Origin of the sequence: Chryseobacterium sp. JM1 (assembly GCF_000737715.1) — a bacterium.
GTDB lineage: Bacteria > Bacteroidota > Bacteroidia > Flavobacteriales > Weeksellaceae > Chryseobacterium.
Genome location: NZ_JPRN01000007.1, coordinates 173,281 through 188,760 on the forward strand (window position 1 = coordinate 173,281; position 15,480 = coordinate 188,760).

A 15,480-nucleotide genomic window follows, 5' to 3' on the forward strand; every position below is an offset into this window, starting at 1 on the left:
ACAACTCATTATGCGTCCCAATTACAAGAAGATCTATTATGATATGCTGAGACTGGAACATCCGGAAAAGCTGAAAGACCCAAAAATCAAAGAACTCCTCGGAAAACTCAATACGACTGAAGATGTTCTGAATTTTAATGACAAGATTTTTGCACAGTCCAAAGAAAGCCAGATCAACAATCAGAAACTTAAAACTTACGATAAGAAAACCATGTTTAAGCTTTTGCAGTATCAAAAAAAGCATGGATTTTCTACCAGCTATATGTCCAGAAAATATAAGATCAGCAGAACAACGATCATGAACTGGAAAAAAACTTTCGAAGAGGAAATAGAAGAAGTAATCAATGCCGGCGAATAATTCACCGGCATTTTGATTGTAAAAGATAATGGACCAGGAAAACCGGGGCTGTCGTTTGCCGGATTCGAACCGGATAACCTTGCCGGAATGACCGACTTCGTTATTCCTCCCCAAGAGATGGTACGATGTATTTTTCCTGTACGACACTTTTATTTTTTAAACAAGGCAACAGCTGAGCGTGTAGTCGTGCTCTAACCAACTGAGCTACTCTTCCTATGACAGACTGTGTTTTTTTGGTGGAAGAAACGGGACTCGAACCCGTGACCCCGTCGTGATGAGCGAAGTAACACTGTTCTACGGCACTTGTTTTTTAAATTAAAAAGAGGCAAAAGGCGAAAAGACAGACGTGCACCTTTCTCCTTACTGTTATTCAGGCATATTGCACTTTTCTTAGATTTTGAGGTCTAATTTTCTACTCGAAGTAAGCCTTTTCTACGGCACTCTTAGATTGAAGCCAAGGTTATAATGTTAGAATCTTTCTTTTTCACCTGCTCTGCCTAATTGAACTACAATCCCTTTACAAAAGAGACGGCAGGATTCGAACCTGCAACCTGGTGAACCGTAATCGAAGTATGATTCTGAGACGACACTTAACTTTTTATATTTACTTTAATGACTCATTTTAAATTGAGTTCTATTCTATCTGGATAATCCATTTTATTTTTAAATCAAGGTAATACTGAAAGGATCTTCCGTGCATTTGCTCTACCAGCTGAGCTACCTCTCCTTTTCGAGGGAAAAGGCAGGATTCGAACCTGCGACCCAATGTTTCTACATCCCGAAGTATGATCCTAAAACGACACTTGATTATTTGTAAGCAGGGCATTTGGCCAAACAGAAACTTACGACAGAGTGATACCCTTACACCATCTGTTTCCAGAACAGGATTCGAACCTGTATTACTGCCCCCAACGAAGCAATTCTGTTTTACGGCACCTGCTTTGTATTTTTCCAACGGGTCTTTCTGTATTTTTTCCAGTTTCTCTGGTAATTTTCCTGATGGGAATTCACCGTATCAAATCCGTGCGGAAAACAATACGAACAGCCCATTTTATTTCCATACTTTAATCTTGAGATCTGTATTCCGGAAATTTTCTTTGGAAAATCAATGAGTCCGTATTCATTGATCCCGAAAGATTGTTTTAATGTTGTGAATTTTTTCATGTCTATTGAGAATTAACCTCAATACACAGTTCCTTTAAGACAGGGTTTATACATTTTCATGGTTACTTATTTTTTTTATACTGTAAAATCTACCTAAATAATGAAATGATAAGTTCACCCAGCTTAACAAGTCCCAAAACCGGCAGTAAAATTACTGTTCCTATCAGTAAAAAGATTGCCACTTTACTTAGGAAGCTTGGGTTACTTTTTGAATCTATCAATCCCTGTTTATATTTTTGTTTAAACACAGGAATATGATTGGTCTTTTTTAGACTATCTGTTTCGAGATCTTTTAAAACATTCCGTACATATTCACTAAGAATCTTTTTATCACCTCTGAAAACAATATCTTTTAAAATAGCATTTCCAGAATAGCTTAAAGAACTTTTATAAATCTCCACAGCATTTTCCATTTCCGAATCTTTGGGTTCAGATAAAATCCAAAATTTCCCTGCTTCATCTAAAAATCCTGCATCATAATAAATCCGTCCCAGTTTTTCTCTTAAAGAAAGATCATCAGGATATTGATTGATTGCATTTCTAAGTCTGTCACATGCTTTTTTCTTTCTGCCTTCCTCAAGATCCTTCTCGATTTTGTAAAAGATATTTTCCATACTAATAATTAAAAAACCAAGCAATAAGTCATAAGCGTTTTTGAATGTATTCAAATTGGAAGTTTGACGATGAAACGCTTACTGTACGGCATTGGTCTGTTGTACCGGGCATCTGGCGAAAAGACTCTGTTCAATGAAAAGTCGAAGAAGTTCTTTTCTTACGGCACCGGATCAATAACAATTGCAAAGTTATTTCTGAAGTACGCATTCTTTTTACGCAGTTTATTTTTTATTTGTGTTTTTTAAATATCGATATACAGTTTCTGGCCTTTTTTCATAACTTCTTCTGCAAATTTTTTAAAAACGGGATAATAATAGTTTTCAAAATCATCGTACAAATATTCTTTCCTGCTACAATTTTTGATAGATTCTAAAGTCAGCAGAAAATCATCTGCATCAATCTCAGTACATTGAGCGCTGATATCCTGCCAGCCGGTGCATTCATTGTTTTGTCTTACAAATTCCGGCAATATATTGTACTTTTCCGGAGTAATCCCTTCATAAAACCAATAATTTAAATATCCTCTGAAAGTTCCACCTCCAAAGAGTACTGCTTCCTGCTTCCCTTCCGATTCTGTCAGCAACATATATTCTTCACCACAATCGGGTGCTCCGCAGCATGGACACAGACAAAGATGTGTTAAATCTTCTCTGATGAAAGGATTTCCCTGATATTGATAGGTTTCTGACATGGTGTTATTGTTTTTGTCATTGCGAGGAACGAAGTGACGAAGCAATCTTATTTTAACGAATTAATTTTCTTATCCAAATCATACATTTCAAATCTTGCCTTTCCTATTATATCTTCAGTATCTTTTTTCAACTGTTCTTGCAATAAAATTGTTGTTAGAAAATTTTGAAGATTCAAAGTTATTTCTAAGAAACTAACAATCATTAAAGCTGTTTCATTAGCATCAAATTTAATAATCGTATTATAATATAATTCAACATTATCACTGATATGTCCACTTATATTGTTTCTAATAACACTCATTTCACTTTCATATTTATACTTATTTTTGAATTTCTTTATCAGATTATTTACTTCCCATAATTCCTCTTTTAAAAATGGATAAGTGATTGTAGAAACATCATTAAGAAATTTTCTGTGTTTATCATATGTTTTAAATGTTTCAAAAATCGTTAAATAAGCATTTTTAATAAGAAATATTTTTTCCCAGTTATTTGAAGCATCATATAACATCTTACTTATAACTGTTAAATCAAGATTAGCAATATTAACTAATGAGCTAATATCATTTAATTTTTTTACTAAATCAAGCACACCAAAATCAAGGTTATCTTCAATAACTTTAAGATGTGTTTTAATGTATTCAATTAAACTATTCGTCTTTTGACAAGTATCTAATTGATTAGTAAAAATCGTAATTGACTTATTTGCAGACTCATTAAAACTTGTATTCATAATCATGATATTAATTTAGTTATTTACAAATGATGGTTTATTTTTCTAAAAGCAGTGCCTTTTACAGCACCACTTTTTTAATTAACTGCACCGCAGACTTTCTGTCTTCCACAGCATTCAATACATCGAAAATCTTATCAGACCAACCTGCAATAAGGTATACGTCATTTTTTCTGACATCCAACGGATGGTTTCCGTAACCCGCTAAATCAAATATATATAATTTTGCATCCGGAGCTATCTTTTTATATTTATTCCAGGAATCTTCAAATGAATGCTTGGTGTTTTTACTGTTCCACAACTGCGTATCGGTAAACAACATGATTTTATCTATTTTTTCTCTCTTTCTAATCAGATCTTCGATCACCAGATAACCGTTGGTAGAATACCCTACTTCACCTTCACGCTTGTAAAACTCGTTCACGTTTCTTAAAATACCGCTTTTAGGCATAGAAACTCTCAGCCAGCTGTCACCAAATATACCGGTGATCACATTTTTACATTGTGACTGTAAAATCATAGACATCAATAATCCGATATCGTAACGCAATACTTTACTTTTAGGAGAAACCGGTTGCTGCATAGAACCTGAAACATCTGCCGCAATCACCACCGAAGTGTCAAAACCAAAACCTTTGATGTTTTTCGCACTCACCATCACCGCATCTTCCAATGCTTCTAAAACAGATGACAGATAAGGTGATTTCATAGCCTTCAATTCTCTGTAGGCCGCCAAAAATCTGAAAGGAAGCTGTTTTGAATTTGTGACTGCTTTTTCATTGGATAGATAGCTGCAAACTTTGGCCATGGCATCAGAAGAAACTTCCGACTCCAAAATATTTCTAAGGTTTCTGAGCGTCGCCATATAACCCAGCTTATTGCTGAAGATCAATTCTTCCCACTTATTTTTAAAAGCCAGTGTTTTTTCAGCTTCATCTGCGAACTTGGTCTGTCCTAAAACAGAAAGTTCAACTTCCCATGTGAAAGGAGTTTCCAGCGTATCGCCCACAATTTTGTTGAAAATTGCCTGTTGACTTTCATCCTTTGCTTTCGGGTGAACCAGGAACAACGCATCTCTTAGCGTTACTTCTGCTTTTCTGTTGTATTTTGCAAACTGATATTCATCAAATTTATTGAAAGATTTCGCAAGACCTTTCTGGATCTGCTTTGAAAGTTTGTTCAGTTTTTTCATTTCCGTTCTTTCATTGGTTGTTTGGTAGTACGCCAAAAGCTCAGTGATTTCATCCGCTCTCTGCACCACCCCATCAACCGTTCTACTGATTAAGTCAGTACCGGAAGTTTGTTTTGCCAATTCGGCAGTTAATACCAATGGAATAGAACGTAAATACATATCTTTCCTTGCATACACCGCCAGCTTTGCTACGAATTCCGGATCGTTTTTTTTGATCAGAGACTGAATTCTTACCAATCTGTCGCTCCCTTTTTCATAAGAGGTTCTGGATAACCCTGTTGTAACAACAGCACTGTATAATTCTTCAGCAGGTGTCATGGTAAATGCCTTTGCACCTTCGTAGTTCATTACGGTATTTTTCTCTTTGTTTAAAAAATTAAATTTCATGAGTTACTGTTTTTTGTTAAACATTTTTGGAGGATCGTCTTTTCCTCTCTGATTTCTGATGCAAAGTAAAAACAGTATTGCGCATTCTTTTTGCGTAGTTATTTTTTGTTCAAAATTTTTTATTCTATCCGTGTCGAAAGATTTGATGGGTAATTTTTTAATCACGGATTTCACGGATGTGCTCAGATGATTGTGTTATTTGTGAAAATATTTGTGGTGTTTGTGTTTAAATTTAAGATTGGGCTAAAGCCAAATGAATACCGGATATTATATAAGCGCGCTAAAGCCCGCTCCTATTAATGTTTACTGATAAGATCTTTTATCTTTTATCTTTTATCTTTTATCTTTTATCTTTTAAATAAAATTTTTCTATCACTCAATTCAAATAAAGGAATCAATACTCATCTGGTTTTGAAAATGCATTGTCTAGCTTTGTATACATTAAAATTCAGGCTATGATTAAAGGATTATATGAAACCCATGTTCAGGTAAGCAATTTGGAAAATTCCATCCGCTTTTACACTGAGGTATTGGGTTTGAAATTGGCTCATATGGATAAGACGCGTCCCATTGCATTTTTATGGATCGGTGAAGGCAAAGAATTTATGCTGGGATTGTGGGAACAGAAAGAAAACCTGCAGCCAAGACATTTTGCGTTCTCCAGCAGCAAAGAAGATATTTTAAATTATTCCGTAGATTTTTTGAAAAATAAAGATCTGAAGCCCTATAACTTTTTAAAGGACGGCATCGATGAGCCTATGGTGTTTGCATGGATGCCTGCGTTGGCCATTTATTTCAATGATCCGGATGGCAATCAGCTCGAGTTTATCTCCATCCTGGAAGGTGAAGGAAAACCGGAATTAGGAGTGATCTCTTACGAAGAATGGATGAAACATCAATAAATAAAAAAGGACAGACTTATTTTCAAGCTGTCCTTTTTTTATTAAGTATGTACTAATTTCTTTACGGCAAGAACATGTTTGCATGGTCCTCTCTCGCCCTGGTATTTACTGAACCATTCGCAGGTACAGCGCTCTTTCCCATTATCAATAATAACAGTATGATGTACTCCCGTTCCTTCTACTCTGGCTTCTGTTCTGGCTAAGCTTTTATTTAAGATCTCCACCTTTCCTTCTGCAATGAGCTTTTCTGCATTTTTCATCCTGGGATTCAACCCGATAATACGGTTGAGTTTAAATGGTAATCTGCGGTAGAAAAATCCGTTATCATCAAGATCGTAGCCTAAAAGTCCCATAGCAGCCAATCTTCCTGTAAGATTATCCGTTGTTTTAAGGCTGATATTTTCATCCACAGCAAAAACTGAAGGATTAAAGGACTGATTCGCATAAGCATATTTATCCAGTGCATCAATCCATTCATCGGAAATATCGTCAATCAGGCTGTCCAAAACAGCTCCTTCTCCTGAAAATCCTCTCCAGCTCTCCCTTGACAATGAAAAGCTGAACCTTATATTCCCCATATACAGCTGCCATGTCGTAGACTGCATATCTGCATGCGGAAATACCTGCATCTGGTCGATATAAGGAAGAAGCGGTTCCAGCAAGCGTAATCTGTTAAGCCCGCCAATACAGACTGCATCAGCCGATTTCACAGGGGAAAACATAGGTTTATTTCCTCTGATGATCAAATAGTAATCTGATTTTACCGGACCTTTCGGTATCCCTCTGAACAGCTGCTGGGTCTGTATTTTATTAAAAGTATGAAGCTTTTCCGACTCGGAAAGATAGATCTGAACGGTACTGAGCCCTTTGATCCATTTTACAGGCAGCGGAACTTTTCTTTCGACTATTTTTTCTTCTTCTTTGTACAGTCCAACTTCTTTTTCCCCAACAGAAAGCATTATTTTTTCATTCGGGCGAATGCTTCCCAACGCAGTAATCATCGGTTGGTTAAAATCCACATTGGTGGTTCCGTTTTCCAGAAAATCACCGTGGAGCCCTTCAGGCAGAACATCTACCCTGGCATACACTCCGGCACAGTGCGAAAATCCTTCAAACCGCAGCCGCTCATTTCCGGCCGTAACGATAGGGTCTTTAAGCAACGCCATCTGAAACGGCGACAGATTAAAGCTGGATTTCACAATATTGGAAAGGGTAATGAGGCATCTTGCCAGTATAAACGGCTGACTGACATCTCCCCAGAAAAAGCAGGGAGCATCCGTAGTCTTCTGAATTTCGCTGTACTTGGACAGAAATAATTCTTCAGATGCATCTTTTTTTATCAAAGACGATGGTCTCTGATAATTGTAAACAAGCGTATCTTCCATATCTATTTTTTTAGAAGAAGATTGCAGATTTTTTTCAGACTGGAATTCTCTTTCCAGCTATTCAGTTTTTCTTTTAAGTTTTTATCGGCTTCAGATTGGTTTAAAGCCAGAACCTCGTGGTAAATATCCAATATTTTTTTCAGATTGGTAACAGGGGTTTCCATCTGCAGCAAAATATGGGTAAGAAGCTGTTCCAGTGCCAGATTGTGGTCTTTGCTGACATTGAGCATCTGATGCTGTACCAGATCCGTAAATCTCTTCACAGGTGCCCATTCCAGTTTCTCATGCAGACCGGTCACACGGCCCAGCTGTACATTATCCATTACTTTATGCGAAACATGTTCGAGCCAGATCTCAGCAGCGGTTCCACGGATGACTTTGTCTCCGTCCAGGAAAATAGTTCCCAGAAACAGGTATCCCATTGCATCCAGAGGTTTTTTCATCTGATGAAGCGCCTGGGCCGTATTTAGAACCAGAGTTCTTTCATACACTTCTGCGATTCCGGAATAAAACAGACAGTCCTTAATGATCTTAGCAAAAACATTTCCAAGGGTATTCGGAAAACTCCACATAAATGAAGGGGTTTCAGAGAAGTGTTTCTGCTCAGCAATAAAGTATTCCAGGAAAAGCGGATGCTCTCTTTTTTTCAGATGATATTTCGGAACATTAATGTTCAGTTCAACCGGATAATAGGAGTTCTTTTTACTGTCAATAGTTTTCCATTCATATGAGCCGGTAAGGAATTCTTTAGGGATATCATCATATCCGAAATCTTTGAATTCTTCAAAAACGGTTCCGGGAGAACGTGTAATTCCGGCAGTCATCCACCATGACGGATGTTCAAATTTTCCTTTAGGAGCTGCATTTGGATTAAAAAAGAAAAGAAGCAGATCTTTGTATTCTCCTTTTAATTTTTCTTCCACCAGCTTTAATCTGTCAGATGTTCTTTCAAGTGAACAACGCTGCAGTGCCAATTGTACATCCAGGTCATCAGGCTTCATATTTTCGTTCTGATAGATTTCAAATCTTTCTACCAATGCATCCGGGCTTACCCAACATGGCTCATGGGTTACTGTAGATAGTAACGGAGTTTTATCTCCTGATTTTATTTTATTGAAAACCTGTACTGCAATATGCTTGAAGGGCTTCATAGCCGTCCCTCCGGCATAGATGTCACGTATGGGTCCCAGTTTTTTATGGTAGGTGGAATACACTTCTCTCGTAGCTTCGTCTTCCTGCGTTCTCTTGTATATTTTTTCCAGATTCTTAAGCTGAACCGGGAATTTTTCCAATAAAGAAAGTCCGTAGTTGATGATCAGATTGCACAGCAGCACATTAAAATGATGTACTTCCCATTTGGCAATAGTTTTACAGGCTTTCTGAAATACAGGTTCAAAAAGTTTTACGGATGCGTCATCTGCATCAGCAGCAAACCTGACAAGCCCTCCGAGTGCCAGATCATAATAATAGGTCCCCGGCTTTTCTATCGCCTGCGGAAGGAAAAACATCAGATCTTCAAAGCTGGCAGGCTCCTTCGCCCGGCTTTCTTCGCTGATCAGTTCCAGCTTTTCCTGCTCTACGGCATCCAGTTCCAATTGTTTGTCTTCAATATATTCAGCGAGTCCCGGTCTTACATTAGCCAAAACATTATCTGCATAATGTGACAGGGCTTCCTGGATATCCTCGGAAACGGGAATATATTTCTGAATGATCTTTGCCGCTTTAGTCTGTATGCTTTCATCTTTGCTTACAAACGCTGTGCTCAGAGCCATTCCAAGGTTTTCAGTATCGGTTTTCTTTTTCTGAAAGATATTTTCTGTCACGGCAAGACTGGCTGCCACCACCGTTTTGACCTCTGAACTTAACAGGTTCGGAAGGAAATGGGAAAACTCACTGGTTTTAAATTCCTGCTCCGGAACTATTTTTTTCAAATGAGCCAGCATGGTATTCACCGCCTTCGACTGTACGGAAGCCAATCCTGCCATCAGTTCGTCCTGAAGCATGATCAGTTCCTCGTTTGAAGGTTTCAGGATATTAAATGCATCCATGAACCATCCGGTCACGTTTTTATTAAAATTTCTGTTGGCTGCCAGAAGGCATTCCTTAAGAAATCTTTTTCTTTCGATTTTGTTTTCCGCAATCAGCTTTTGAACCAAAGGAAGCCATTCTCTTGTAAAAGGGAGTGATTTCGATGGAAATTCGCATAAATACCAAAAGTGGGTGTTCAGAGTCTCCGGAGATTTATCCAGGTCATAGGGCTGAAGACTTAAGTGGTATCCCAGCAGTTCAGGTCTGGGTTGTACATAGCCTTTTTCTGCCCATTCCAGAATATCCTGATAATTAAAAGCTGTAAATTCAGCTTCTATAGAATCATTGATAAATTCTGAAAACCACGGCGGGCATCCCCATTCCAATATCTTACGGGTCTGTTCTTTGTCTCTGAAAAGGCTCCAGTAGTTTTTCCCGTAATGCTTCTGATCCATGCAGACAAATGATGCGATATCAATGATAGAATGCTGATCTGCAGAACCGGCAGTATGGTAGGAGTTTTTCGTCATTACAATCTTACTGATCTCCCGGTCCAGCTTTTTTATCGTGGGTACCAGGGTTTTTCTTTCTTCTGTGCTTAGCTGCTTCAGAAACGGAATAATCTCATGTGCTTTTTCCTCATTAAGGATCTCATAAAGTCTTTCTTTCATTTGTTTTTAATTTGATGATAATTTTTTTCAGGTTATTTTCGTTTTTCCATTCTTCCAGCCTGGCAGCCACCGCACCATCAACTTCGGACTGATTAAAGTGCAGCAGCTCATAGTACATCTCTAAAATCTTTTTGAGATTAAAAACGGGACGATCTATCGCTGTGAGAATGGGTATTAATAGTTTTTCAAAAGCATGGTTATGACTGGCATTCAATCCGATAAAGCCGGAAAGACCATCCGTCAGTCTTTTCACCGTAACCAGTCCGTGACTGATCTTTTCACCGATCATTATTCCTAATACTCCGGGGTCAAAATCCTCTGAAACTATCTTATGAATAATCGCTTCAAAAGCCGTACCAGAGAAGGTTTTATCCTTGCTGAACATGGCCGCGGACAGGAATAAATAATGCATATTCTGGCATGGAAGATTCAACTTCATCCAGGCATCTAAAAATTCGGTATTGGTTCTGCTGTCATATTGATAAACAGCATTGGACAGGGTTTCGTTACATTTTTTAGCAAAAACAGACCCCGAAAAGTACGGAGCAGTGTATAAAATCCGGATCAGATCCTGATTATAGACGCCGTGATAGGAGTTAAATAAATGATCCAGCAGAGGTGCATCTCCGGGAATTTCTTTATTTTCAATCGTTAATGTAAGCTCCGGAATTTCTTCTGCTACGTAGCCTTTATATATTTTTCTGATGCCTAACTTTCTGTCAAAACTGCCTTCCAGGTAAGACTTTTCGTAAATATTTTTATAATATTCCGGATCAAAAACGGGTTCCAGCAATTGCAAATATTCTTCACTAAACTGTTTCTGAGCATATTTTTGGGCTTCTTCGAAATTCTCTTTTCGTACCCGAAGCACTGCTCTCTGCAGATCGAAAGGAACGGGAAATTCTTTCTGATCCTGGTATATTTTTAATTGATCTATAAGTATTCGAATATCAATCCAGCAAGGTGTATGATCCGCGACTGAAAGTAACGGAAGGTTTTTTCCCTGCTTTAAAAGATCAAATATTCCCAAAATAAATTGATGATAAGCCTTAAAGATCAAAGGTGTGCGTTTTCCAATCCAGTTTTCAAGGCTTGGAAATGCTTTCTTTGCCTCATTAAGTACGGGAGATCCTTTTTTCAGTTTTAAAAATCCGTACGCCATAAAAAATGTAGCATACAAATGGTGCATTCCTACACTTTCTTTTACTTTAAGGGCTGCTTTGAAAGCCGGTTCCAGTTGAGTAAGATGCTCTTCACTGATCTCTGTATTGAACCTTAGCAGAGCATCCAGAAAAAGATCAAAATCGTTGGGCTCGTTTTTGCTGAAAACCTGTGGCGCAAAGAAGATCAGATCACTGATGCTTTCAATAGGAGAAATCGGTTGAGATATGTGCCAGGAAGTTGGTTCTTCAGTCTCTACAGATTCCGAAGCTTGATTATTGTGGTTGATAAGGAATTTTTCAAGCTCTTTTTTAGGATCAGAAAGTAAAGATTCTGCATAAGCCTGTAATTCATTCTTATACTTTTCAGAACCAAGATCACCATATTTTGTAATGATTTTGGCTGCTTTGTTCTGTATAGAAGCGTCTTTGCTCATAAAAACAGGCAATACAAATAGACAGATTTCTTCCCCGTATTTTTTATTATTCTTCGCTATTTTCTCAACCGTCTGAAGCCATGTATTCAGAATATTTTTAACCTGAAAACTGGATAAAGTTGCTGTAGCATTAAGAAAATCGAGTGTTTTAAAATCTGGTTCCGTGATAGCCGGACTAATAATTTTCAGTACCGGAACAAAAAGTGCCTGTTGTGAAGCATGGAAAACTGAGAATAGGTTCTCCTGAAGTGCTAAAATCTCCTGTGAAGAAGGTTCTAAATAAGAAAAAAGTTCCAGAAACCACGTATTATGATCTTTGGAAAAATTGAGACTCACTGCATTCAGGCAGGATTTCAGAACTTTTAAACGGTTAATTTTATTTTTTTGGACAAGGTCTTTAAAGAAGACTTTCCAGTTTTTATCGTTTTTATAATGGTACGTGATATTGGAATTATATTGAAAAAGGAGCCAGATATGAGCATCCAGTGTTTCAGGATAGGTGAAAAGAATTTCTTCGGCGGTATGTTCTGAAACCAGTGATTCCGAAAGAAGATGGGCAGCGATTTCATCATCGAGGATAAGATAACCTTTCTGTTGCCATTCCATGACTTTCAGATAGTCTATATTCCTGAGAAACGGATAGCTGTTTCCGAGCCATTCCGGCGTGTAAGATTCGAATAAGTCTTCAACGAGATGTATTGGGACAGCGTAATAACCGGGCGACAGTTTTGCGTATTCGTCCCGGTGGGTGCTGCAGGCCAGAGCGGCAAGCATAGAAACGTGATTGTGCCCCCAGTCTTTATTTAAAAATTTCTTTAAAATAACTGCAGTTTCCTTCTTTTCTTTTGGGGTCAGCTTTATGAGAAAAGGAACAATTTCCTTGATTCTATAATTTAAATAAATCGTCTTCAATTCATCTTCAATAAGCATAATTCCAATCTTGAGGACTAAAATAACAAAAATTGACTGACAGACATTGAAATATCCCAGTAAAGTGATTTTTTTAACAAAAAATTATGCTTTCAGCAGCAGTTCTGCAGGCATTTCTGAATAAAAGTTAAATGGAATTCTTCTTTAATCTTTGAAAAAAACGGTAAATATCCTTTTTATCGTTGGACGCTGTTTATCTGAAGGTTAGGTGATAATCGTAAAATTGGCCATTGAATTATTTTTCTTCGAGGTTAATTGAAAAATGTGCAGTAATTCCATATCCAAAAAAGTCCGATTCAATGGTATGCTCTTCTTTCTTTATAATATGAAAAAAAATGTTAAAAAATCCGTCCGGAAATATTCTCAGATTATTATTACATTAAAAAAGGGCAGACCGTTTTTACACAAGCCTACCCATAGAGTAACAGTTATTAGTTTTTATTTTGTGAAAATTTCTTTCAGCTGGGAAACGATGTTGCTGTTTCCTGAAACGGTAATATCACCAATCTTTTCTGCAATTTTTTCCATATACTCCATTTCTTTCAGCTTCCATAAAACTTCATTTTCTTCCATCAGTTTTGCGGTGTTCAGCAAACTTCTTGTGGAAGCCGTTTCTTCACGACGCATGATGCTGTTGGCCTGAGCTTTTTTCTCAGCGATCAAAACCTGGTTCATAATTTCCTTCATTTCACCAGTTAAGATTACGTCACGGATACCTGCATCAAAAGCTCTGATTCCTAAATCACCGGCTTTCTCACCCAGATTTTCAAGAATTTCTTTTCCTACGGAATCTTTTTTCAGCAACAGTTCATCCAGTGTCAAAGCTCCTACAAACTCACGCAATGCCAGCTGCATCAGAATATATAATTGCTTATCATATTCTTTATTTTCCATCAGTGCTTTTTCGATACTCTGTACCTGAAAACTCACATAAAAATTGATTCTCAGCATCGCTTTATCCTTAGTCAAAAGCTCCTGACCTGCAATTTCCATTTGCTGCATTCGCATATCAACCGTGTTGAGATCGATGGAAATTCCATTATTCCAAAAACTGTAGGTTCCCGCTTCCAGAGTGTTCACCAATTTACCATCAATGATCAACAGTCCTTTATACTGATTCGGGACATTAAATTTTCTTACGTAATGTCTCAGCCTTGAATTTTCAAGAATGGTATTGGGAATATCCTCGGTGATTTCAACTTTCGTTAAATCCACTTTTTGAAAGGTTCTTTCTGTAATATCCGTCCAGAATGCGTATTGTCCAACGTTCAGAACATCCTTTAAAGTACCGTTTTCATACATTAAAAGGATTTCACCATCTTTTACCTCTACGATTTCCAAAAGGTTTTTCAGGGTTTCATTTTTTAATAAAGCAGCTACATTTTCATGCGTTCCAAACTGGGATTTTATTTCATAGTTCGGATCAATTAACTTAACCTCAACTGAAATATCATTGTTCCAGAAGGAGTAGATACCACTTTCCAATATCTGAGTTAATTTTCCGTCAATTAACAATAATCCTTTTTGGTGATGAGGCACAAGAAACTTTCTTACAAAGCTTTTCACCTTTATATTTTCCAGAATTGCCTTGGAGATTTCTTCCGGGATTTCAATCTTGGTTAGGTCTATTTTCTGAAATTCTCTGTTGACCATTCCTTTCCAGAATGCATACTGTCCAACAGTCAAAACATCTTTAAAAGTACCGTTTTCATGAACTAAAATGATTTCTCCGTCTTTTACCTCTACGGTTTCCAAGAGATTTTTCAATGTTTCATTTTTCAACAGAATCGGTAAATCTTCACCAGCTTCAAACCTTGATTTCATCTCATAGATCGTTACCGATTTATTTCCAAAGACATAATGATTACCTTCTTTGAGAACTTCAATTAAGTTTCGGTTTTTGAAGACCAAACCCATTTGGTAGGCTTTAATGTGTACATTTTTTATCATTTTATTATATTTTTAAGTGTTGTTATTTCAATTAAAAAGAGAAAACCGAGTTTCTTTCTTCCAAAAAATGGCGGAAGCAAAGGAGTTTCAAAAAGCTCCAATCATTTCAGAAAACCGTTCTTAAACTTCTTTTTCCAATCCGTAAGATTCTGGGCGTGTCCCTGGCCACCGCTGAAAGCAGCAACCCGGGTCGCTACGTTCACTGCTATCTTTTTTGCGTACAAAAAAGGATATCCGTTACCATCGCTCACGCGGAAAACCCGTCCTTATCAGAAAATTCGGTTGAATTAGGGTATTCATCAACTGACTTTCACTTTCAGAAAAAATCTTTCTTACTGGCTTTTTCAAAAATGCTGATTCAACAACTGAAAAAACTCAGATTTTCTCTATAGGAATGTTTTTAAAGAAAAACATTGAAAACTTTGTAAAAAATAGATTTTCAGTCTATCTTTAACTACATGTGAAGTGTAGTGCTCTACCACTTGAGCTATCTCAATCTTAATTGAGAGAAGGAGTCGAACCTTCGCAAAAAAACTATTTACTCTATCCTCTTGAGTTATATTTCCCCTTAAGGAAACAGAAGGATTCGAACCTTCGTACAATAGTTAATGGTAGAAGTTTTTTGGTTAACTCCTCAAACCTTCGGGCCAAGCTGAACAGAACGAAAACAATGTTTTTCAACAAATTCTTCTGCAATGGTGTTATACAGAAACACACAACCTGACTTGCCTGATATGGTAACTGAAATCTGTTTTTCAAAATTTCAGTGTTGTTTCATTTTGATAATGCAAAGTAAAAACTGTATTGCGCAATCATTCTGCGTAGAAAATAAAATTTGATAAAAAAAAAAAAGACAGTTTCAAAATATGAAACCGC

The 15,480-nt window shown here is 37.2% G+C and carries 11 protein-coding genes; 2 read left to right on the top strand and 9 right to left on the bottom strand.

The genetic code is table 11. From position 1 onward, the window contains the following. The first annotated feature begins 10 nt into the window (after nucleotides 1–10). Complete coding sequence (locus IW22_RS13900) at nucleotides 11–358, top strand: helix-turn-helix domain-containing protein (protein ID WP_034727369.1); 348 nt, start codon at nucleotides 11–13, stop codon at nucleotides 356–358. A gap of 927 nt (nucleotides 359–1,285) precedes the next feature. Here IW22_RS13900 and IW22_RS13905 read toward each other — a convergent pair. The 5 genes from IW22_RS13905 to IW22_RS13925 all read right to left on the bottom strand — a co-directional run bounded on the left by IW22_RS13905 (nucleotide 1,286) and on the right by IW22_RS13925 (nucleotide 5,141). Continuing rightward, nucleotides 1,286–1,522: a hypothetical protein gene (locus tag IW22_RS13905; RefSeq protein ID WP_034727370.1), complete on the bottom strand. Its 237-nt coding sequence runs from the start codon at nucleotides 1,520–1,522 to the stop codon at nucleotides 1,286–1,288. Between the two features lie 89 nt (nucleotides 1,523–1,611). Next, nucleotides 1,612–2,136 (bottom strand): DUF6584 family protein, encoded by a 525-nt coding sequence (locus IW22_RS23675; RefSeq protein ID WP_051891236.1) that lies wholly within the window; start codon nucleotides 2,134–2,136, stop codon nucleotides 1,612–1,614. Between the two features lie 242 nt (nucleotides 2,137–2,378). Continuing rightward, nucleotides 2,379–2,828, bottom strand: a complete 450-nt coding sequence (locus IW22_RS13915) for a hypothetical protein (RefSeq protein WP_034727373.1) — start codon at nucleotides 2,826–2,828, stop codon at nucleotides 2,379–2,381. A gap of 47 nt (nucleotides 2,829–2,875) precedes the next feature. Beyond that, nucleotides 2,876–3,562, bottom strand: a complete 687-nt coding sequence (locus IW22_RS13920) for a hypothetical protein (RefSeq protein WP_131401733.1) — start codon at nucleotides 3,560–3,562, stop codon at nucleotides 2,876–2,878. Between the two features lie 61 nt (nucleotides 3,563–3,623). Further along, complete coding sequence (locus tag IW22_RS13925) at nucleotides 3,624–5,141, bottom strand: TROVE domain-containing protein (RefSeq protein WP_034727379.1); 1,518 nt, start codon at nucleotides 5,139–5,141, stop codon at nucleotides 3,624–3,626. Between the two features lie 455 nt (nucleotides 5,142–5,596). Here IW22_RS13925 and IW22_RS13930 point away from each other — a divergent pair, with 455 nt between their 5' ends. After that, entirely contained in the window at nucleotides 5,597–6,043 is a 447-nt protein-coding gene (locus IW22_RS13930; RefSeq protein ID WP_034727381.1) for a VOC family protein, read from the top strand. A 41-nt stretch (nucleotides 6,044–6,084) separates the two neighbouring features. On the opposite strand, the gene IW22_RS13935 is transcribed toward IW22_RS13930, so the two are convergent. From IW22_RS13935 to IW22_RS13950, 4 genes are all read right to left on the bottom strand, one after another. Next, nucleotides 6,085–7,428 carry an SWIM zinc finger family protein gene (locus IW22_RS13935; RefSeq protein WP_034727384.1) on the bottom strand — a complete coding sequence of 448 codons (1,344 nt, stop codon included), beginning with the start codon at nucleotides 7,426–7,428 and terminating at the stop codon, nucleotides 6,085–6,087. 2 nt (nucleotides 7,429–7,430) lie between these two features. Then, entirely contained in the window at nucleotides 7,431–10,127 is a 2,697-nt protein-coding gene (locus IW22_RS13940) for a DUF6493 family protein (protein WP_034727386.1), read from the bottom strand. Further along, nucleotides 10,108–12,654, bottom strand: a complete 2,547-nt coding sequence (locus IW22_RS13945) for a DUF6493 family protein (protein WP_034727389.1) — start codon at nucleotides 12,652–12,654, stop codon at nucleotides 10,108–10,110. Before IW22_RS13945 ends, IW22_RS13940 begins: the two co-directional genes overlap by 20 nt. 438 nt (nucleotides 12,655–13,092) lie before the next feature. Then, nucleotides 13,093–14,604, bottom strand: a complete 1,512-nt coding sequence (locus IW22_RS13950) for a slipin family protein (protein ID WP_228384048.1) — start codon at nucleotides 14,602–14,604, stop codon at nucleotides 13,093–13,095. Nucleotides 14,605–15,480 lie beyond the last annotated feature (876 nt).